Annotated in this window: 20 protein-coding genes; 9 read left to right on the top strand and 11 right to left on the bottom strand. The window is 69.4% G+C overall.

The features are described 5' to 3' along the window. Nucleotides 1-1,746: 1,746 nt before the first annotated feature. The 5 genes from HD596_RS13920 to HD596_RS13900 all read right to left on the bottom strand — a co-directional run bounded on the left by HD596_RS13920 (nucleotide 1,747) and on the right by HD596_RS13900 (nucleotide 5,635). Nucleotides 1,747-2,583, bottom strand: coding sequence for an ABC transporter permease (locus tag HD596_RS13920; RefSeq protein ID WP_185069651.1), 837 nt, complete (start codon nucleotides 2,581-2,583; stop codon nucleotides 1,747-1,749). After that, entirely contained in the window at nucleotides 2,580-3,665 is a 1,086-nt protein-coding gene (locus HD596_RS13915) for an ATP-binding cassette domain-containing protein (protein ID WP_185069650.1), read from the bottom strand. The genes HD596_RS13920 and HD596_RS13915 overlap by 4 nt, the downstream gene beginning before the upstream one ends. 96 nt (nucleotides 3,666-3,761) lie before the next feature. Beyond that, on the bottom strand, nucleotides 3,762-4,682 hold the full coding sequence (locus HD596_RS13910; protein WP_185069649.1) for an alpha/beta fold hydrolase: 921 nt from the start codon (nucleotides 4,680-4,682) through the stop codon (nucleotides 3,762-3,764). A gap of 60 nt (nucleotides 4,683-4,742) precedes the next feature. Beyond that, nucleotides 4,743-5,225 (bottom strand): RNA polymerase sigma factor, encoded by a 483-nt coding sequence (locus tag HD596_RS13905; RefSeq protein WP_185069648.1) that lies wholly within the window; start codon nucleotides 5,223-5,225, stop codon nucleotides 4,743-4,745. Beyond that, nucleotides 5,222-5,635 (bottom strand): hypothetical protein, encoded by a 414-nt coding sequence (locus tag HD596_RS13900; RefSeq protein ID WP_221519317.1) that lies wholly within the window; start codon nucleotides 5,633-5,635, stop codon nucleotides 5,222-5,224. Before HD596_RS13900 ends, HD596_RS13905 begins: the two co-directional genes overlap by 4 nt. A 117-nt stretch (nucleotides 5,636-5,752) precedes the next feature. Between HD596_RS13900 and HD596_RS13895 the strand changes: the two genes are divergently transcribed. After that, the gene (locus tag HD596_RS13895; RefSeq protein WP_185069646.1) at nucleotides 5,753-6,187 is read left to right on the top strand and encodes a DUF3995 domain-containing protein; all 435 of its coding nucleotides are present in this window, start codon (nucleotides 5,753-5,755) and stop codon (nucleotides 6,185-6,187) included. On the opposite strand, the gene HD596_RS13890 is transcribed toward HD596_RS13895, so the two are convergent. The 3 genes from HD596_RS13890 to HD596_RS13880 all read right to left on the bottom strand — a co-directional run bounded on the left by HD596_RS13890 (nucleotide 6,165) and on the right by HD596_RS13880 (nucleotide 9,043). After that, nucleotides 6,165-6,926, bottom strand: coding sequence for a class I SAM-dependent methyltransferase (locus HD596_RS13890; protein ID WP_185069645.1), 762 nt, complete (start codon nucleotides 6,924-6,926; stop codon nucleotides 6,165-6,167). The two genes, HD596_RS13895 and HD596_RS13890, sit on opposite strands and share 23 nt — an antisense overlap. A gap of 90 nt (nucleotides 6,927-7,016) precedes the next feature. Next, nucleotides 7,017-8,069: a hypothetical protein gene (locus HD596_RS13885; protein WP_185069644.1), complete on the bottom strand. Its 1,053-nt coding sequence runs from the start codon at nucleotides 8,067-8,069 to the stop codon at nucleotides 7,017-7,019. Between the two features lie 164 nt (nucleotides 8,070-8,233). Further along, nucleotides 8,234-9,043, bottom strand: a complete 810-nt coding sequence (locus tag HD596_RS13880) for a CPBP family intramembrane glutamic endopeptidase (protein WP_221519316.1) — start codon at nucleotides 9,041-9,043, stop codon at nucleotides 8,234-8,236. Between the two features lie 417 nt (nucleotides 9,044-9,460). Between HD596_RS13880 and HD596_RS13875 the strand changes: the two genes are divergently transcribed. The 5 genes from HD596_RS13875 to HD596_RS13855 are packed head-to-tail and all read left to right on the top strand — an operon-like array spanning nucleotide 9,461 to nucleotide 15,179. After that, entirely contained in the window at nucleotides 9,461-10,906 is a 1,446-nt protein-coding gene (locus HD596_RS13875; protein WP_221519315.1) for an ABC transporter substrate-binding protein, read from the top strand. After that, a complete protein-coding gene (locus HD596_RS13870) occupies nucleotides 10,903-11,847 on the top strand; it encodes an ABC transporter permease (protein WP_185069642.1) in 945 nt (314 codons plus the stop codon). Before HD596_RS13875 ends, HD596_RS13870 begins: the two co-directional genes overlap by 4 nt. A gap of 2 nt (nucleotides 11,848-11,849) precedes the next feature. Further along, the gene (locus tag HD596_RS13865) at nucleotides 11,850-12,719 is read left to right on the top strand and encodes an ABC transporter permease (RefSeq protein WP_185069641.1); all 870 of its coding nucleotides are present in this window, start codon (nucleotides 11,850-11,852) and stop codon (nucleotides 12,717-12,719) included. 13 nt (nucleotides 12,720-12,732) lie between these two features. Next, nucleotides 12,733-13,533, top strand: coding sequence for a creatininase family protein (locus tag HD596_RS13860; protein ID WP_185069640.1), 801 nt, complete (start codon nucleotides 12,733-12,735; stop codon nucleotides 13,531-13,533). Next, nucleotides 13,530-15,179, top strand: coding sequence for an ABC transporter ATP-binding protein (locus HD596_RS13855; RefSeq protein ID WP_221519314.1), 1,650 nt, complete (start codon nucleotides 13,530-13,532; stop codon nucleotides 15,177-15,179). The genes HD596_RS13860 and HD596_RS13855 overlap by 4 nt, the downstream gene beginning before the upstream one ends. On the opposite strand, the gene HD596_RS13850 is transcribed toward HD596_RS13855, so the two are convergent. Next, nucleotides 15,180-15,860, bottom strand: a complete 681-nt coding sequence (locus HD596_RS13850; protein WP_185069639.1) for a GntR family transcriptional regulator — start codon at nucleotides 15,858-15,860, stop codon at nucleotides 15,180-15,182. It abuts the gene before it with no gap. A 58-nt stretch (nucleotides 15,861-15,918) separates the two neighbouring features. Here HD596_RS13850 and HD596_RS13845 point away from each other — a divergent pair, with 58 nt between their 5' ends. The 3 genes from HD596_RS13845 (at nucleotide 15,919) to HD596_RS13835 (ending at nucleotide 17,974) form a co-directional block, all read left to right on the top strand. Next, on the top strand, nucleotides 15,919-16,650 hold the full coding sequence (locus tag HD596_RS13845; protein WP_246554443.1) for an HpcH/HpaI aldolase family protein: 732 nt from the start codon (nucleotides 15,919-15,921) through the stop codon (nucleotides 16,648-16,650). A 10-nt stretch (nucleotides 16,651-16,660) separates the two neighbouring features. Next, nucleotides 16,661-17,455, top strand: coding sequence for a carbon-nitrogen hydrolase family protein (locus HD596_RS13840; RefSeq protein WP_185069637.1), 795 nt, complete (start codon nucleotides 16,661-16,663; stop codon nucleotides 17,453-17,455). Between the two features lie 111 nt (nucleotides 17,456-17,566). Then, the gene (locus tag HD596_RS13835; protein WP_185069636.1) at nucleotides 17,567-17,974 is read left to right on the top strand and encodes a hypothetical protein; all 408 of its coding nucleotides are present in this window, start codon (nucleotides 17,567-17,569) and stop codon (nucleotides 17,972-17,974) included. 67 nt (nucleotides 17,975-18,041) lie between these two features. On the opposite strand, the gene HD596_RS13830 is transcribed toward HD596_RS13835, so the two are convergent. After that, complete coding sequence (locus HD596_RS13830; protein WP_185069635.1) at nucleotides 18,042-18,683, bottom strand: class I SAM-dependent methyltransferase; 642 nt, start codon at nucleotides 18,681-18,683, stop codon at nucleotides 18,042-18,044. A 23-nt stretch (nucleotides 18,684-18,706) separates the two neighbouring features. Then, nucleotides 18,707-19,177 carry a hypothetical protein gene (locus HD596_RS13825; RefSeq protein WP_185069634.1) on the bottom strand — a complete coding sequence of 157 codons (471 nt, stop codon included), beginning with the start codon at nucleotides 19,175-19,177 and terminating at the stop codon, nucleotides 18,707-18,709.

The following is a 19,177-nucleotide window of genomic DNA, read 5'->3' as shown; positions in this document are numbered from 1 at the left end:
CTGCGCGGCGGGAACCGTACGGCCCCCGACCGGCACCAGACGCTGCTCGCGGTCATCGAGTGGTCGTGGAACCTGCTGGACGAGCCGGAACGGCGGGCGTTGCGATGGATGTCGCTGTTCGGCGACGGTTTCACGCTGGCCGCGGCCGAGCACGTCCTGGGCTCGGACGCCCTGCACGTGGTGAACGCGCTGACCGAGCAGTCGATGCTGAACGTCCGCGAGACGGCGTACGGCCTGCGCTACCGGATGCTGGAGACCGTCAGGGAGTTCGGGCGGATGCGGTTGAAGGAGGCCGGCGAAGAGGCGTCGGCCCGGGCGGCGCAGCTGGGCTGGGCGACGGCGTACTCCCTCGAACACGGCGCCAGGCTGTTCGGCCCGGCGCAGTTCGCGGCGGCAGACGCGTTGCACGCGGAAGAGAGCAACCTCGCCGACCTGCTCCGGCAGGCCCTCGGCGAGCCCGATCCCGTCACGATGGTCCAGTTGCTGGCCGGCGTCGGCGCGCTGTGGTCGATCCGCGGCGACCACTCCCGGATACTCGTTCACCGGGACGCGATCGCCCAGGTGGTCAGCGGCTGGATGCCGCCGCCGCACCTCGTCGAGGTGACCAGGGCCGCCATGCTGATCACGCTCATGAACAGCCTGAACTTCACCGACCGCGGCAGCGCTCCGATGCGCGACCTCCTCCGCGCGCTGCCCACCAGCGACGCGACGGACTCCCTGGTGGCGGCGATGAGCACCGTGCTGCTCGCGTGCGTCGCGGACGACGCCGCCGACGTGCGCGACCGGCTGGCGGAGCTGTGCCGGAGCAGCGACCGTGACGTGGTTCTGGCGGCGACGCAGATGAGCGCCCAAGTCCTGGAGAACACCGGAGACGTCACCGGGGCGATCGAGGCCGCCGAGCGGACCCTGGCGATGGTCCGCGAGGACGAGGGGCCGTGGCTGGCCGCGATCATGCACGCCATGCTGGCCCACCTGGTCATGCAGCTCGGCGACCGGCGGCGGGCGGTCGGGCACGCGCGTACCGCCATTCCGGTGCTGAGCCGGCTCGGCGCCGCCGACGACGAGGTGCAGCTGCGCGCGGTGCTGCTGATCTGCGCTCTCGCCGACGGCGACCTCGACACCGCGGAGGCCGAACTCGCCGGGATCATCCGGATCAACGACAACGAGACCGTGCTCGGCGGGGTGGCGATGGCCTCGTTGTGCGCGGCCGAGCTGGCCCTCGCCCGCGGCAGGACGGCCGCCGCGCTCGCGGAGTACCGCCTGGCCGTTCAGCGGGCGCACAACCTGCGGCTGCCCGGGGTGCTGCGCGCGGAGGTCACGCCGTGGGCGATCATGGCGGAGTCGGTCACTCTGACGGCGTACGCGTACCACGCCCCGCCGGAGGACGCCCGGTACGGCGAGGAACTGTTCTCCGCCGTCCGGGGCTACGACCTGCTGGCCGCGGACAACCCGATCCTCGACTATCCGCTGTTGGGCTCGAGGCTCTTCGGGCTCGGCGCGTGGGGGTTGCTGCGCGGAGCCCTGGCCCCCCGCGACGCGATCGGGTTGCTGGTGCTGGCCGAACGGTTCGCGTACAACACCAGCATGCCCAGCATGGCCTTCGAGCGGATCGAACCGTACGCGGAGCGGGCCGCGCCGGGGATGATCGCCGCCGTGCGGGCCGAGTACGGCGACCGGCGCGGCTCCGACCTGCTCGACGAGGCGCGCAGTCTCGTCGAGCGGGTCTCCGGCCGGGACGGGCACGGATCACATGTGCCGCTTGTAGCTGCGTACCGACAGCGGCGCGAAGATCACGATGACGATCAGGCACGCCAGCAGCGTCCAGGCCACCTCCCCGCTGACGAGGCCGCTGTTGGCGAGGTCGCGGGTGGCCGTGACCAGGTGTGAGACCGGGTTGAACCGGACGAACGCGGCCAGCCACCCGGGCAGGGTCTCGACGGGGACGAACGCGTTCGACAGGAACGTCAGCGGAAACAAGATCATCATGGAGATGCCCTGCACCGCCTGGGCGCTGCGGGCGATCGTGCCGACCCAGGTGAAAACCCACGCCAGCGACCAGCCCGTGAAGATCGCCAGCAGGATCGCGGCGAGCACGCCGCCCGCTCCACCGGCCGGGCGGTAGCCCATCACCAGACCCATGCCGAAGGTCAGAGTGGCCGCGATCGTGTAGCGCAGCAGGTCGGCCACCATGGGGCCGGCGAGCGGCGCGATCCGGGCGATCGGCAACGACTTGAACCGGTCGAAGACGCCCTTCTCCAGGTCCTCGCGTAGCTGCGTGCCCGTGGCCATGCACGTCGTCAGCACGGTCTGGGCGAGGATGCCGGGGATCATCAGGGGGAGGTAGCTCTCCACGTCACCGGCGATGGCGCCGCCGAAGATGAAGGCGAACATCGCGGTGAACAGGATGGGCTGCAGCGCCACGTCGAAGAACTGTTCCGGGTTGCGACGCATCTTCTTGAGCGCCCGCCATGCCATCGTCAGGGTTTGACCGACCGTCTCCCCCATGGAGACGCGACGCCGGGCGGCCGCCACGCGGTCGGCGGCCCGTACCGCCTCGCGGGCGGGTGCGATCACGGTGCTCATCGGTTCTCCTCCGTGCGGGTCTCGTCGTGCCCATCGGTCTCGTGCCCATCGGTCTCGTAGCCATCGGTCTCGTAGCCATCGGTCTCGTGCCCATCGGTCTCGTGGCCGGTGAGGGCGAGGAACACCTCGTCCAGGCTGGGCTTGGCCACGCTCACCGAAGAGATCGACACCCCGGCGGTGCGGAGCGCGATCAGTACGTCCGCGGCCAGGTCGGCCTGGTCGAGGGCGACGTTCAGGCGGCCCTGCTCCGGGCTGAGTACCGGGTCGGAGCCGAGGACGCGCCGTACGACCTGCACAGCGGCGGGCACCTCGCCCGGCTCGGCGAGCAGCAACTGGAGCGTGGAGTTGCCGACCGCGGTCTTCAGCTCGTCGGGCGTGCCCTCGGCGACCTTGCGGCCATGGTCGATGACGGCGACCCGATCGGCGAGCTGGTCGGCCTCGTCCAGGTACTGCGTGGTCAGCAGCACCGTGCAGCCGTCGGCGACCAGACCGCGGATGGTGTCCCACATCTGACCGCGGGTGCGCGGGTCGAGACCGGTGGTCGGCTCGTCGAGGAAGATCAGTGGTGGCCTGGTGATCAGGCTGGCCGCCAGGTCGAGGCGGCGGCGCATGCCCCCGGAGAATTGCGCGATCGGCTTGTCGGCTGCCTCTTCCAAGCCGAACTGGCCCAGCAGTTCGGTGGCGATGCGCCGGGCCCGCGGCGCGGGGATGCCCTGCAGGCGGCTGAAGAGCCAGAGGTTCTCGCGGGCCGTCAGGTTCTCGTCGACCGAGGCGTACTGTCCGGTGACGCCGACCAGCTGGCGGATCACGTGCGGGTTGGCGGCCACGTCGACCCCGAAGATCTCGGCACGGCCCGCGTCGATCGCCAGCAGGGTGGCCAGCATCCGTATCGTGGTGGTCTTGCCGGCGCCGTTCGGGCCGAGGACGCCGAAGATCTCGCCGGGGCGTACCTCCAGGTCGATCCCGTCGACGGCGCGGTGCCCGCCGAACGCCTTCACCAGCCCTTGCGCGCGTACGGCTAGATCGGCGCTCCCGTCGAGGGCGGGGCCGCCCTGGGTACGTCCGAGTTCTGTGATGCTCATGGCTTCACTCTCGGCGGTGGCGGTTTCACGGCACCCTCGCCGGGGTTTCACTGGTCGCCGGGTCAGGCGCGTCTCCAGTGGCTTTACACCGGGTCGCTAAGCCAGGTAGTCCGCCATCAGCCGTGCGACCTCCTCCGGACAGTCGGTGGTCAGCGCGTGACCGCAGCCGTCGAGTTCGCGCACCTGCACGGCGGGCAACCGGCGAGCGTACTCCTGGGCCTGCCCCACCGGGTTGACGGTGTCCTGGCGGCCCCAGATCACCAAGGTGGGCGTGGTGGTGGACGGCATGGCGGCCAGGGTTTCACGCCAGTCCAGGCCGCGTTCGAGCAGGACCTGGCTCTCCAGGTTGTCGGGGAAGGTGCCGGGTGCCCAGAACGCGTCGACGTCCTCCTCGAGGATCCTGCTTCGGTTGACGTGGATCCGGTCGAGCGCGGCACGGGAGCTGGACCTGTCGGCGTAGTACCAGTTGTTCCACAGCTCCCCGACGACCGGGTACTTCATGAGTTCATACACCCAGGTGTCGCGGGTGCTGGCGCCGGAGGGGGCCAGCAGGAGCAGGCTGCTGACGCGTTCGGGGTGGCGCTGGGCGTAGGCCAGCGCCCAGCCTCCGCTCCACGACAGCCCTCCGAGCGCGGGACGCTCGATGCGCGCCGCGTTCAGGAACACGCCGATCGCCGTGGTCATCCCCCTCAGGTCCCAGGTGAAGTCGCGGTCCTTCAGCCGGGTGAATCCCTGACCGGGGAGGTCCACTACATAGACCGTGTGGTCGCGGGCGAGCGCCGGCACCTGACGGCGCCAACCGTACGTCCATGAAGCCCCAGGCGACAGCAGCACGACAGGTGTGCCGGAGCCCTCCTTGACGTAGTGGAAGCGAGCGAGTGGGGTGTCGAGGAACCGCGCATTCGCCGGCGGCCGGTAGCCGGCCACCGCTGGGCGATAGCCGTACGCGCCGTAAAGAACGGCGCCGACGGCCAGGGTGAGGATCAGGCTCAGGACCGCGAGCGTACGAGGTCTCATGGATGCTCTCCGTTCTGTGGGATTCCACCAGAAGGAGGCGACCGAGCCTCAGGAGGTTCCTCACGATTGCCAGGCTTTGCGGAAGCTCCGGCGGGCGCGGTGCAGGCGCGATTTGACCGTTCCCTCCGGTACGTGCAGGAGCCGCGCGGCCTCCTCCTCCGGCAACCCCTCCAGGTCACGCAGGACCAGCACGGCCCGATGTTCGGGGGACAGCCGCTCGAGCACGTCACGGATGTCCACCGCGCTCTCGACGTCCTGCCTCGACGGCAGTTCGGCGAGCTCCACCGCGTGGTGCCGCCGTCTCGCGATCCTGACTGCTTCCCGTACGGCTATCGCGCGGGCCCAGCCGTGGAGCGCCTGCGGATCGCGCAGGCTGCCCAGGTTCCGGAAGATCGCGATCAGCGCCTCCTGAACGGCGTCGGACCCGTTGTCGAGCGCGATGGGCCCGCAGATCCGGCCGAGGTAGGGCGTCAGCTCGCTCAGCAGGTCGTTCATGGCCATCGTGTCGCCGCCTTGCGCGGCGCGCACCAGCTCGGCGCTCATCGACGTACGACCCTCGCCTCGAGCCTGGCCAGCGCCTTCTCCCCCGCGGCCCGCACGCCCAAGGGCACCAGCGCCGCCCGGCCGGGAACGCGGACCCCTCCCGTCTGGGCGACCAGGGTTCCTCCCGGTACGGCTGCCGCCGCGACGCCGACGATCAGGAACCTGCTCTGCATCCAGCACCAGCCGGGCTGCAGCTCGATGTCGAACCTTGCACGCATGCCGTACCTGCTTCGCGCCTTGGCCACCAGGCGCTCGCTCCCGTGCCCGGACACGATGGTCAGGCGGCGCATGTCCGGCTCGAAGGTGCCGAACTCCTCTTCCAGGGCGCTCACCACGGACCAGACGTCCTCGAACGGGGCGGCGATGACACGTTCCGCCATGTACGCCCCGGGGATGGCGGAGGCGAGCACTCGCAGCCTCCGTACCGGGTCCAGATCAGCAACAGGCCAAGTCATATCCATCCAGAGGCGTCGATCGTGGGAAAGGTTCCATGGAACCACCGGCGATTTTCGCTCCTCCTGCCGGGCATGAGAATCTCACTCCCAGCGGCCTTCGTCGCCGCCGTCCTGCTGCTCGACGCGTTCCTTCACCTTTCCTGGTGGGTACGGCCGGCCGCGGACCCGCGAGCACTCTCCCTGGCGTTGCTCAACTTCGATACGCCCTTCACGCCGCGCGTCCTCGTGCCCCTGATCGTCGTGCTCACCGTCGCCGCCCTCTCGACGATCGCCGTCTCCGTCGGGCGGGGCGGTCGGCTCGCCAAGGCGGTCACTCTCGCTCTGGGCGCCGGGCTGCTCACGCGTGCGGAACTCGGCCTCGCATGGGCCTTCGGGCTGGGCACGGACACCAGCACCCCGTTCTACTGGCTCAACCTGCTGCTCTACACCCCGTTGTGCGTGGCGCTGGCGTTCTCGACCGGTGCGGTGCTGATGCGGGCCTTCTTCACTGGCACCGTTCGAGCGTGAGCAGCGGCTCGGAGAACACGGGCGCCGGCGCGTCGGGATCCGCGGCCACGGCCTGCTCCAGGCGGTCGAAGCCGACCGCCAGCTCGTCGGGACTGAGCTGGGCGAAGAACGAGAGGGTGCGCAGGCGCAGCCGTTCGAGCATGTCGGCGCGGGTGCCGGCGGACGGCTCGGTCACCGTGCCGAAGCCGGCGACGCGCCAGCCGGCCGACGTGAACATCGCGATGACCTCGTGCAGCGGCTGGAACAGCGAGGCGTCCGCCTCGAAGCCGCGGGGGAAGTGCGCCAGCCACCACGGCCTGGGATGGTGGTCGCTGAAATTGGCGCGCAGGAGCAGCCGCCCGCCGGGCCTGATCACCCTGGCCAGCTCCCGGACCGCCCGCGGTTTGTCCTGGACGTGGTGCCAGGACAAGAACATGAGAGCGTAGTCGGCGCTGCCGGACGGCACCGGCAGGTCCTCGGCGGAGCCTGCGAGATACCGCACCTCGGGATGCTGGGACTGTGCCTGCGCTATCTCGCGCATGCGGACCGACGGCTCGACGCCGGTCACCGGTCCGAACGCTCGCGCCAGGGCGGGGGTGTACCTGCCGGTGCCTGAGCCGACGTCCAGCCCCACCAGCGGACGCCGCTCGGGCAGCACCGCCTCGAAGGCACTGATCCAGGTCCGCAGCTGCGGCTCGGAGAGCGCACGGCCACGCGCATAGTCCTGGTACTGCTCCGTGTCGTAGTCGATCCGCCTCATCGCAGCTCCCGACTCATTTGACTCGATATATCGACCTGATACATCGGCACGATATGCAGCGTCGTGTCATGCCGCAAGGGCATGGGGCTGCTACCGGGTCGGTGTGAAGGACGTGACGATCAGCCAGACGGCGCAGGCCACGATCAGAATCGCGACGGCGACATCTCTCGTCCGCCTGGATCTCATGCTTCGTGCCAGGTGAACGGTTCCGGACCAGGAGAGCCGTACCTGGGGGTGCCAAGCGGCCGAGGCGACGAGGACGGCCGCGAGAAGCAGGCGCCAGCGCACCGAATCGGCGAAATTCAGCCAGAAGGTGTCGCTCTCCAGGCTGACGCACGTCACGATGTCGAGCGGTACGAAGAGAAGAAGAGCCGCTGCGGCCGCGATGCCGGCTCTGCGTTTCCACCAGGGTGGAGCGGTGGCTGTCGCAGCCGCGGCCAGGGCGACGATGACGACCGGCAGGCCGATCTTGTCGGCGTCACTGGACCACCACGCGAGGCCGTTCCAGGTGGACGCCTTGGCCACATAGACGGCGCTCAGGAACCTGTCGTACGTGGCCGGAAGGCGGTGGAACATGGCCGCCCACGCTGCCGCGACGGCGGCGCCTGCCCAAAGGATCATCCCGTATTTCCTGCGGGTCGGGGATGATCGGGCCGCCAGATACAGCGCCCCTGCCGCCATCGGGTACGAGATGATCAGGGGCCAGGGCGGTGCGACCGCGTGTTCCCGCCCGGTGCATGGATCGGGGCCCGGCAGGACGAACGCGACGACGAGCCCGTACGCGAGCACTGCGGCGATCGTGGCGACGGCCGCGAGCGTGGCTCGGCGTGAGCCGTTCAGCACAAGGGCGGCCACGGCGATCGGCAGCAGGAGAACAGCCCAGAACAGCAGCTCTCCCGGCAGGTCGTTCGGCGCGTAAACACCCAGCCCGGACGGACCCGCCAGCGCATACGGCCCCGCCAGCTCGTACGGGCCTTCCGCCGGATAGAAATCGGGGGCCGCCGTGGAACAGAACCAGCCGACGCTCTGCCTGCCGACCCCGAAGGTGGTCAGGATCACCGGTCCGGACGCGGCCGCAACCGCACCGAAACGCAGCAGCGCCACCTTCGGGAATGGTGCCTGCGCCGCGGGTTCCTGTGTCACGGCACCTTCTCCCTGAACGAAACGATCAATCGGAGTCAGAATAGTGATGGGCGCTGCCTGCTACGTGAAATACACCGATGAGAGCGGGGCCGTCATTGCTTCACCCCTGGTCCAAAGCGCGGGAGGGCCACTGATCGCCGTCCCTGGCACGCTTTCGGGCGGTCTTATATCGAGGTGGCGCCGGAGGCGAGGGCGATGACGCCGACCACGGTCATCAGCAGCGCCGAGCCGGGGTGCATGGCGATCGAGATGCGGATGTCCTGCTTCTTCCAGGCGAGCCAGACGCCCGGGTAGAGGAAGACGAGCTTCGACAGGACAGTCCAGGGGGCCCAGAAGTGGTACACCGAGAAGAAGAAGGTGTTGAAGAACGGGGCCCACTTGCCGAGCTGCGGGAGGCGAGGCAGCAGGAAGCCGCGGAAGTAGTACTCCTCGAGCAGGGGCAGGGTGAAGCCGGTGAACGGTGCGCAGATGAGCAGCGTGGTGATCACGAGCTCCTGCGGGTAGCCCTGGAGGTAGGTGGTGCCGTCGGGGCCGGCGCCCTGGTAGTCCACCCAGGTGAAGAACCAGTCGTAGACGATGTTGTCCAGCGGGGTCAGCGAGAGCGAGACCACGGTCATCCACACGAGGCACGCGGCCCCGAGCCAGAAGACCTTGCGGCGCGAGAGCGGCTTGTCGCGGTAGTGGACGACGCCCTTCATCGTGAAGCGGCCGGTCTGCTGCTTGCCCAGCCACAGCAGGAACAGCTGGAGCGGGAAGAGCACAATCGCGAGGGCGATGGCCCAGGCCAGGAAGATCGGGAAGTTTATCGCCCGGACCAGGGGGGCGGCGATGAACGCGTACACGGCGACGATGGCCGCGCCGGGCACCAGGTGCAGTGCGATGGAGAACGGGACGGAGTGACGGTCGGCGAGGAGCTTCGCGACGAAGCCTTTCGCGCCTTGGGGGTCGGCCGGGGGCCGCATTGCTGTGTCCATGCCGAGAATGGTGGCCCGGCGACCTAACACGGACCTGACATCGCTCTGATACGGCTCCGAGTCGCCGTGCAAGGCGCAGGTCACGGTGGGTGCGGGCCGGGCGGGAGGTATCGGGTCGCTCGCATCAGTGCGTGTTTTGTGCTGGCCGGTATCTCAAATTCTGCCAGGCTGCAACCCGTTGACCCTGATGTGAACGCCATGTATACATACGCAATACCTGATGGATCCCCAACCCAACGACTCAGTGCCAGGCCCTGACGAGGCGGAGATGTCATGGCAGTGATCAGCAGGCGAGGATTTCTCGCCGGAAGCGTAGCCACCCTGGGGGCCTCTGCCCTGACGGCCTGCGGCAGCCCAGAGACCTTGCCCGTATCGATGCAGGAAATCCGCGAGGGCGGTGGACCGAATCGCGGCGGGGTGCTGTATTTCGGTCTCTCCACCGACCCGGCCAACCTCGACCCCCACCTCACCAGCGGCAGCGCCTCCGACTACCTGCGCCAGCTCGCCTACAACGGGCTGGTCCAGTACAACGGAGCCGGAGAGATCGTCGGTGACCTCGCGACCGAGTTCGGGTGGGCCGACGAGCTGACCTACAAGGTCAAGCTGCATTCGGGGGTCAGCTTCCACGACGGGTCCGCGATGACGGCCGACGACGTGGTCTTCTCCTTCCGCCGCATGATGGACAAGGCGACCGCCGCGGCGTCGGCGCCGCTGCTCGACCAGGTGGCCTCCGTCGAGGCGCCCGACGCCACCACCGTGGTGTTCCGGTTCAAGCAGCCCGACGTGGCCTTCCCGTTCGCCCTGGCCGCGCCCACCACCAACATCGTCTCCAGGAAGTGGATCGAGTCGGGGGCGAACACCAAGACGCAGGTCATGGGCACCGGACCGTTCCGGTTCGTGGAGCGCATCCCGGGGGTGAGCACCACCTTCGTCCGGTTCGAGAACTACTTCGAGGACGGCCTGCCGTACCTCAACGGGATCGTCTTCCAGCCGATGGGCGACGACTACGCCCGCGTGACGGCGCTGCGTACGGCGACCGTGGACATGATCGACTACGTCCCGGCCACCCACGTCGGCGTCATCTCCGAGAACCCGCGGCTGCGGTTCGTCTCGGACAAGACCTTCGGGTTCGGCTTCGTCGGCTTCGTGACCAGCCGGCGTCCCTTCGACGACGTACGCGTCCGCAAGGCCGTCGCGATGTCGATCAACAGGCAGTCCGTCCTGGACACCGCGCTGCTGGGGCACGGCAGGCCGATGGACGGCGCCCTGATGTCGGAGACCTTCGCCCCGTACGCGCCCCAGCTCGCCGGCTCCATGCCCTACGACCCGGAACAGGCCAGATTCCTGCTCAAACAGGCCGGGCAGGAGGGCCTGACGCTGCCGGTGGTGACCACCAGCTCGTACTCGGTCATCGCCAGGCCCGCGCAGGCGATGCTGCCCGGCCTGCGCGCCGCGGGACTGAACGTGAACCTCACCCAGCAGGAGTGGCTGACCTTCCGCTCCAGCGTGTCGACCAAGGCCTTCCCCGTCCACTCCTGGGGGACGGCGCCGAAGTTCGGCGATCCCGCCTCGCTCGGCGACTTCATCGGCAGCACCGGCACCTTCGCCAAGAACCTCGACTTCGCCGACGACAGGATCGACGAGCTGCTGACCCAGGCACGCAGGACCTCCGACCAGAGCCTGCGCAACGAGATCTACCTGGACGTCGAGAAACGGGCCCTGGAGCTGGTCCCGATGACGTACACGATCCGCCGCGAGCAGGGCGAGGCGCACTACAACCACGTCAAGGGCTACGAGCACCCCCCGAAGGGCGCCTGGACCGCCACGGCCCTGCGCCGGACCTGGATGGAGAAGACGGCGTGAGGCGTTTCCTGGCCAAGCGGTTCGCCCAGGCGATCCTGCAGTTGCTGCTCGTCGGAACCATCGTGTTCTTCCTGGTACGGCTCATCCCCGGCGATCCGGCCAGGGCGGTGCTCGGCGACGCGGCCACCGACGAGCAGATCGCCGCCACCCGGGCCGCGATGCACCTCGAAGAGCCGTTCTTCAGCCAGTTCGTCGGGTTCTGGACCCGGCTGTTCCAGGGCGACCTCGGCACCTCGCTGATCAGCGGCCGCCCGGTGATGCAGGACCTGCCGTCCCGGATCGGCAACTCGCTGGAGCTCGTCCTCATCGCGCTGGCGATCTCGCTGGTGGTCGGCATCGCGCTGGGCCGGATCGCCGCCACGCGCGCCGACAAGCCGGCGGACCACGCGCTGGTCGCCGGGTCGATCTTCGGGATCTCGCTGCCCGTGTTCGTGATCGGCACCCTGCTGCTGCTGGTGTTCGCGTTCTTCATCCCGATCCTGCCGCCGCGCCGGTTCGCCTCGCCGTTCGAGGATCCGCTCGCCCACCTGCAGATCCTCGTCCTGCCCGTGGCCACGCTGACGGCGGCCTCGTGCGCGGTGGTGACGAGGATGACCAGGGCGTCGATGCTGGAGACGCTCAACGCCGACTACGTCCGCACGGCACGGGCGAAGGGTCTGGTCGAGAAGCACGTCATCAACCGGCACGCGCTGCGTACGGCGCTGCTCGCCGTGGTCTCCGTGACGACGGTCGAGCTGACGACGCTGATCGGGAGCACGGTCCTGGTGGAGACCATCTTCGGGTGGCCCGGGATGAGCTCCCTGCTCATGAACGCCGTGGGGCAGCGCGACTATCCCGTCATCCAGGCCGTCGTCCTCGCCGCGGCCACCATCGTCATCCTGGTCAACCTGGTCGGAGACCTGGTCGCCAGGGCACTCGACCCCCGGGCGGAGGACAACTGATCATGGCCACCGTGCTGTCAGGCGCGCCCGCGATCGGGAACGCCGACAAGAAGACCTTTCTCCGGCGCATGCTGTCCAACCGCAGGACGTCCGTCGCGGGCGCCTTCCTGCTGCTGGTCGCGATCGTCACGCTGTTCGCCAGGCTGATCGCGCCGTACGACTACCGCGACATCGTCGGCAAGCCGCTGACCTCGGCCTCGGTGCTCGGCATCGACGACTTCGGACGCGACGTCCTGTCGCGCCTGCTGATCGGACTCCAGGTGTCGCTCGGGGTGGCGCTGTCGGCGGTGCTGGTGGCGGCGGTCATCGGCGTCGCGCTCGGGCTCGTGGCCGGGTACGTCGGCCGCTGGGCCTCGACGATCATCATGCGCGGCATCGACGTCCTGCTGAGCTTCCCCCCGATCGTGCTGGCCATCGCCGTCGTGGCGATCATGGGCCCGGCCCTGGTGAACGTCGTCCTGGTGATCGGCGTCCTGTACATCCCGAGGTTCACCAGGATCGTCTACACGCAGGTTCTGGCCATCCGGAACCTGGAGTACGTCGAAGCCTCGAAGATCATGGGCGCGCGGCCCGCGGGAATCCTCGTCCGGACGATCCTGCCGAACGTGGCGGCGCCCATCATCGTCCAGCTGAGCCTGTCGGTGAGCTTCGCCATCCAGATGGAGGCCGGCCTGAGCTTCCTCGGCCTCGGCGCGCAGCCGCCGCTGCCCTCGCTGGGGACGATGGTCGGCTCGGGCCGCGACTTCCTGGAGGTCCAGCCGACGCTGCTGCTCTACCCGTCCGTGCTCATCATCCTCGTCGTCCTCGCGCTCAACGTGTTCGGGGACGGCATCCGTGACCTGCTCGACCCGCGCCGCCGTGGCACCAACTGAAAGGAACGCGTTCATGACCCTCCCTTCGACCCACAGGCTCGGCGAGCTGTCCTGGACCCAGGTCAAGGAGCTGGCGGAACGGGATCCGATCATCCTGTTGCCGATCGGCGCGGTCGAGCAGCACGGCCCGCACCTGCCGATCCACGAGGACTCCATCGTGGCGGAATGGGTGGCCGACAAGCTGGCCAAGGAGAACGGGTGCTATGTCGCGCCCGCCCTCCACTACGGTCACTCCGGGGTGTTCCGCGGCTTCAACGGCAACCTCTCCCTGAGCCAGGCGACGCTGCGCGCTGTCACGTACGAGATCATCGAGGCGCTCGTGCAGTCGGGCTTCCGTCGCGTGATCATCGTCAACAACAACGGCGGCAACGTCGGGCCCGTCATCGACGCCGGCCTCCAGGCCCGCCATGACCTGGGCGTTCTCGTCGGCCACCTGTACCCGTGGCAGCTCGGCTACGCGCTCATGCGGGACGTGTACGACGACCCGGCCAAGGCGTACGGCCACGGCGCCGAGCCCGAGCACTCCGCGATGCTCGCGATGTTCCCCGACCAGGTCCAGAGCGAGCTGGCCGTCGCGGGCGGCCTGGCCTCGAGCAGCGGCTGGAGCCCGACGAGCTACACGGAGGCGGCGATCCCGGGGCACGACGTGCGCGGGACCGTCCTGTGGGACTTCTCCGAGGTGAGCGCGACCGGCTGCACCGGCGACGTGAGTCTCGGCAGCGCGAAGACGGGCGAGATCTGGATCGAGCGGGTCATCGGCTTCTGCTCCGCCTACATACAGGAATACGACCGGAACACCTCGGTGGACGCATGACACCCGCGGAGCCGATCCTCTCGGTCGAGGGGCTCTCGGTGGACTTCCAGATCGCGGGCGAGTGGGTGCCCGCCGTCAAGAACGTCAGCTTCGCGGTCGCCAAGGGCGAGGTGGTGGCGCTCGTCGGGGAGTCCGGCTCGGGCAAGTCCGTCAGCTCGATGTCGGTGCTCGGGCTGCTGGCGAAGAACGCGCGCCGCCGCGGCAGCATCCGGTACGGCGACACCGAGCTGCTCGACCTCGGCGAGGAGGCCCTGCGCGACATCCGGGGCAAGCGGATCGCGATGATCTTCCAGGAGCCGATGACCGCGCTGAACCCCGTCTACACCATCGGCGAACAGATCATCGAGGCGATCCGGTGCCACGAGCGCGTACCGGCCGCCGAGGCCCGCTCGCGTACGTTGGAGCTGCTGAGAAAGGTCGGCATCCCGGAGCCGGAGTCGCGGATCGACAGCTACCCGCACCAGCTCTCCGGCGGCCAGCGGCAGCGGGCGATGATCGCGATGGCGATCGTCTGGTCGCCCGAGGTCATCATCGCCGACGAGCCGACCACGGCCCTCGACGTCACGGTGCAGGCGGAGATCCTGGAACTGCTGCGCCGCCTGCAGAAGGACCTCGGCTCGGCGGTCGTGGTCATCACCCATGACATGGGCGTGGTCGCCGACCTGGCCGACCGGGTGGTGGTGATGAAGCAGGGCGAGGTCGTGGAGGAGGCCCCGGTCGCCCGGCTGTTCGCCGAACCCCGGCACGAGTACACCGCCAGGCTGCTGTCCGCGGTGCCCCGGCGCGGCCAGTCCGAGCCCGCGCTGCCCGGCGGCGACACGCCGCAGGACGCCACGCTCCGGGTCGCCGGCCTCCAGGTCGAGTACCCCGGGCGGCTGGGTCGCAAAGGGTTCAAAGCGGTGCACGACATCAGCTTCGAGATCGGGAAGGGGAAGGTTCTCGGCCTGGTGGGCGAGTCGGGCTCGGGCAAGTCCACGATCGGCCGGGCCATCGTCGGGCTGGTACGCGCCACGGCCGGCACGATCGAGATCTGCGGACGTGACGTGACCGGGCTCGGCGCCAGGGAGCTGCGCGAGTTCCGCAGGAAGTACTCGATGGTCTTCCAGGACCCGGGCTCCTCGCTCGACCCGCGCCGGTCGATCGGCGACTCGATCGCGGCCCCGATGCTCATCAACCGGTACGCGGGCCGCGCCGCCGTCCGCGAGCGGGTGCTGGAACTGCTCGACCAGGTGGAGCTGCCCAGGAGCTGGGCCGGCAGGTTCCCGCACGAGCTGTCGGGCGGCCAGCGGCAGCGCGTCGGGATCGCCCGCGCGCTGGCGCTGGAGCCCGAACTGCTCATCGCCGACGAGCCCACCTCGGCGCTGGACGTCTCCGTGCAGGCCACGGTGCTGCGGTTGTTCCAGGAGCTGCAGGACAGGCTCGGTTTCTCCTGCCTGTTCATCAGCCACGACCTGGGCGTGGTCGAGCTGCTCGCGCACGACGTCGCCGTGCTGCAGCACGGGCGGATGGTCGAGCACGGCCCGGCCCGCGAGGTGCTGAACGATCCCCGTACGGACTACACCAGGAGGCTGGTCGCGGCGGCGCCGGTGCCCGACCCCGCCGAGCAGGCCGAGCGCCGCGAGCTGTGGCGGGCGATCGCCAAGTGATCACCTCAGGTGGGAGACCACCCGCTCGTCGGGCCGCAGATGGTTGCGCAGGGTGCGTTCGGCGGTGTCGAAGTCGTGCATAGTCAGGGCCGCGAGCAGGGTGCGGTGCTCGGGGTTGATGACCGCCAGCCGGTCGGGGCGCGCCGCCACGGCGCTGACCCCGATCCGCTGGTGCCGCGGCTGGAGGCTGCTGAACAGGTCGGTCAGCACGGTGTTGCCCGTCGCCCTGACGAACGCGAAGTGGAAGAAGAAGTCCATCTTGGCGTGCTCGGCGATCGCGTCGCGGTCGCCCGCCCTGCACCGCGCCACCATGTCCGGATCCTCCATCAGGTCCAGGTGCGCCGACAGCTCCTGCGGGATGTCGGTCTTCTTGTCGCACAGGATCCGGAAGCCGTGGATCTCGAGCACCAGCCGCATCTCGTACGTCTCGAACAGCTCGGCGGCCGTCACGCTGCGCACCTGCGCGCCGCGCCTGGGCAGGAGGTCGATGTACTTCTCGGCCGCCAGGCGGTGGAACGCCTCACGGACGGGAGTGCGCGAGACGCCGGCCTCGTCGCAGACCAGCTTCTCCTCCAGGAAGGACCCCTCGGGAAACCGGCCGCCGAGGATCGCCTCACGCGTCCATCGGTAGGCGCGCTCGCCCGCGGTAGCCGCCGGCGCGATGTCCGGTTCCCAGTTCATGCCACCCCCACGCTCGTGTGTATACACAGCGTATATTAATCGTGAGAAGGAGTATCCGTTGCAGCGGAGATACGCCGCCTGGCTGTCCGGTCCGAGTTCCGCCGCCGCCGAGATCGTGGCCGACCTGGGCTACGGCGCGGTGGTGCTCGACATCGAACACGGCTCTTTCGACCTGGCCGACCTCGAACGCTTCATCCCGTTCCTCCGTGGTCTCGGTCTGGAGGTGCTGGCCAAGGTGCTCGGGCCCGAGCGGGGGCCGATCCAGCAGGCCCTCGACTTCGGCGCCACCGCCGTCGTCGTACCGCACATCGAGGGCGCCGCGCACGCGGCCGCCGTCTGCGCCTTCGGGAAGTTTCCCCCTCGGGGCGACAGAAGCTTCGCGGGCGGACGAACGGCGCGGTACGGCGGGTTCGACGACGAGTGGATCGTACGCCAAGATCGCGAGACCCGCGTCTACCCGATGATCGAGGACGCGGGCGCCATCGAGGAGATCGACGACATCCTCGCGCTCGACACGGTCGACGGCGTCTTCGTCGGGCCCAGCGACCTGTCCATCCGCCGCGGCCGGGGCGCCTACTCCCGCTCGGAGGGGGACTTCGCCGACCTCAAGATCGTGGCGGACGCGGCCCGTGCCGCGGGCAAGCCCTGGGTGCTGCCCGCGTGGTCACCGGAGGAGAAGGCGTTCGCCCTGGAGAACGGGGCCGACCAGCTCGTCCTGACCATGGAGCACGGCGCCATCATGGCCGGTTTCAAGGCCGCGCTCGACCAGACCCACGAACTCACCCACTAGGAGACCCCGCATGCTCGTCACCGTCGGACAGTTCAGCGCCACCACCGACAAGTCCGCCAACCTCGACGCCGCCACCGGGCTGATCGAGCAGGCGGCGGCCCAGGGGGCACGGCTCGTCGTCCTGCCGGAGAACGCCATGTACTCCAACCCGGACGTGACGGCCGACATCGTCCCCGAGACGGAGCACCTCGACGGGCCCTTCGCGACCGCGATCGGCACGCTGGCGAAGAGGCACGGCATCGCCGTCGTCGCCGGCATGACCGAGGCGCCCGCCGGGGAGCACGGCAAGCCCAGCAACACCGTGCTCGCCGTGGACGCGGGCGGCGACCTGCTCGGCGTCTACCGCAAGGTGCACCTCTACGACGCCTTCGGCTACCGCGAGTCCGACCGGGTGCAGGCGCACGCGCCCGAGCCGCTCGTCTTCACCCTGGACGGGCTCACTTTCGGTGTCCTGACCTGCTACGACCTCCGCTTCCCGGAGATCGCCCGGTTCCTGGTCGACGGGGGGGCCGAGGCCTTCGTCGTACCCGCCGCGTGGGTCGCCGGCCCCGCCAAGGAGGACCACTGGATCACGCTGGTCCGCGCCCGCGCGATCGAGAACACCGCCTACGTCCTGGCCAGCGGCCAGACCGGCCCGGTCTGCACCGGGCAGAGCGCGGTCGTGGACCCGATGGGCACCGTGGTGGCGTCGGCGGGCGAGGCCCCGGGGGTGGCGTCGGCCGTCATCGGCGCGGAGCGGCTGCGTGCCGTACGCGCCAAGAACCCGAGCCTGGCCAACCGCCGCTTCAAGGTGCTGCCGGCCTGAACGCCGCGTAACCACATGTTCTACGGATGGTGAGGGGGCGGCTTTACTCGCGATTCGGACGGTCGGTAGGGTGGGTTTGTCAAGATCTCTTTACCTTTATGAGGTTGAAGTATGACCCGCAAGAAGCTCGCATCCCTTCTGCTCGGTTCCGCCGCCACGGCCGCCCTGCTGCTGACCCCGGCGACGGCCGCCTCCGCGCAGGCCGGCTCGGCCTCCACCGCGACGACGGCTTCGGCCCGAGCTGGGATCGAGCGCGACAGCGTCAGTTGCTCCAAGCCCAGGGGCAAGTGGGCCAACTACTCCTGGGGCGAGGGCAACACGACCGCCACCATCTACTTCAACAACCACTGCAGCCACAAGGTCAGCGTCAAGATCACGTTCGTGCGGAAGGGCTCGGTCGGCGACAAGGCCGCCAAGTACCGCTGCATGACCGTCAACGCCAACACCAAGGGCAAGAAGAAGTTCTACGCCGCCGCCTACAAGCCGTACTCCGTGACCCGGGTCGCGCGCTGCAGCTGAGCCCTTAACCGGGCCGGCTGAACGTCGAAGGCCACTTCCTCAGGTCAGGAAGTGGCCTTCGTCGTCTCTACTGCCTGCGCATCAGCAGCCGGCCCTGGCGGAACCGCTCGTTCTCCTGGGGCTCGCGCAGCATTCGCCCCACTTCCACGAACCCTGCCGCACGCGTCAGTTCGGCGAGGTCCTCGATCGGCCAGCGGTAGGCAGTCGTGACCTTGTGATCGAAGGCGACCACCGGCTCGCCCCCGGATTCGTAGAAACCGAACAGGAGGTGGCCGCCCGGGGCCAGCACTCTGTGGAACTCGGCGAAGTACGGCGGCAGCTCCTGCGGCGGGATGTGGATGGCGGAGTACCAGGACAGGATGCCGTCCAGCGCACCGTCGGCCAGGTCGAGGGCGTCCATGGAACCGACCTCGAAGCGCAGGTCGGGGTGGGCCTCACGGGCAAGCTTGATCATCACAGGGGACAGGTCGATGCCGAAGGCGTCCAGTCCGAGGTCCCGCAGGTGCTTCGTCATGTGGCCGGGGCCGCAACCCAGCTCGGCGACCGAGGTCCCGGCACCGCCGGTCCGCACGAGCTCCGCGAACGCGGCGAGCACCGCGCGATCCAGGGGCTGGCGATCCAGTATGCCCTGGACGAACTCCGCGTAGATGACGGCGACGGCGTCGTAGGCCTCCGCCGTCGTGGTCAGGTAGGAGGGGGTTTCGGTCATGGTGGATGACTCTAGACCGTGGATCAGCGGGCCGGGCCGTCCCAGTCGAGGGGGACGCCGAAGGTCTCGTGCAGGCCGGTGCGGCCCGCGTCGGTGAGCTGGACCACCCGGCGGGCCCGGCCCCGGCGCAGCCAGTCCAGCGCGAACAGCCGGGTCGCGATGGCCGCGCCGAGCGCGCCCGCGAGGTGGTGGCGGCGCTCGCCCCAGTCGACGCAGTAGCGGATCGCCGGTCGCCGCCTGGAGAACTCCTCGACGTCGATCCCGAACTCCCCCAGCTTGCCGAGGCCCGCCGGGGTGATCCGGTAGCCGTTCGCGGCGGTGGCGAGCACACCGCCGTCCACCAGCGCGGCCAGCAGCACCACCCCGAGCCGCCCGGCGAGGTGGTCGTAGCAGAGCCGGGCGCGCAGCAGTGCCTGGTTGCGCACGTCCTCCCGCAGCGAGGTGGCCGGCAGCGGCCGGGCGATCCTGGCCAGCTCCTCCAGCGCCCGCGCCAC

Source organism: Nonomuraea jabiensis, from assembly GCF_014204795.1.
Taxonomy (GTDB): domain Bacteria; phylum Actinomycetota; class Actinomycetes; order Streptosporangiales; family Streptosporangiaceae; genus Nonomuraea; species Nonomuraea jabiensis.
The sequence above is the reverse complement of the archived record's forward strand: the minus strand, read 5'-3'. Positions and strand labels throughout refer to the sequence as shown.

Coding starts and splice junctions, on each gene's coding strand:
- HD596_RS13920 (WP_185069651.1), bottom strand. CDS start 2,583: ATGAGCACCGTGATCGCACCCGCCCGCGAGGCGGTACGGGCCGCCGAC.
- HD596_RS13915 (WP_185069650.1), bottom strand. CDS start 3,665: ATGAGCATCACAGAACTCGGACGTACCCAGGGCGGCCCCGCCCTCGAC.
- HD596_RS13910 (WP_185069649.1), bottom strand. CDS start 4,682: ATGAGACCTCGTACGCTCGCGGTCCTGAGCCTGATCCTCACCCTGGCC.
- HD596_RS13905 (WP_185069648.1), bottom strand. CDS start 5,225: ATGAGCGCCGAGCTGGTGCGCGCCGCGCAAGGCGGCGACACGATGGCC.
- HD596_RS13895 (WP_185069646.1), top strand. CDS start 5,753: ATGAGAATCTCACTCCCAGCGGCCTTCGTCGCCGCCGTCCTGCTGCTC.
- HD596_RS13890 (WP_185069645.1), bottom strand. CDS start 6,926: ATGAGGCGGATCGACTACGACACGGAGCAGTACCAGGACTATGCGCGT.
- HD596_RS13880 (WP_221519316.1), bottom strand. CDS start 9,043: ATGGACACAGCAATGCGGCCCCCGGCCGACCCCCAAGGCGCGAAAGGC.
- HD596_RS13865 (WP_185069641.1), top strand. CDS start 11,850: ATGGCCACCGTGCTGTCAGGCGCGCCCGCGATCGGGAACGCCGACAAG.
- HD596_RS13860 (WP_185069640.1), top strand. CDS start 12,733: ATGACCCTCCCTTCGACCCACAGGCTCGGCGAGCTGTCCTGGACCCAG.
- HD596_RS13855 (WP_221519314.1), top strand. CDS start 13,530: ATGACACCCGCGGAGCCGATCCTCTCGGTCGAGGGGCTCTCGGTGGAC.
- HD596_RS13850 (WP_185069639.1), bottom strand. CDS start 15,860: ATGAACTGGGAACCGGACATCGCGCCGGCGGCTACCGCGGGCGAGCGC.
- HD596_RS13840 (WP_185069637.1), top strand. CDS start 16,661: ATGCTCGTCACCGTCGGACAGTTCAGCGCCACCACCGACAAGTCCGCC.
- HD596_RS13835 (WP_185069636.1), top strand. CDS start 17,567: ATGACCCGCAAGAAGCTCGCATCCCTTCTGCTCGGTTCCGCCGCCACG.
- HD596_RS13830 (WP_185069635.1), bottom strand. CDS start 18,683: ATGACCGAAACCCCCTCCTACCTGACCACGACGGCGGAGGCCTACGAC.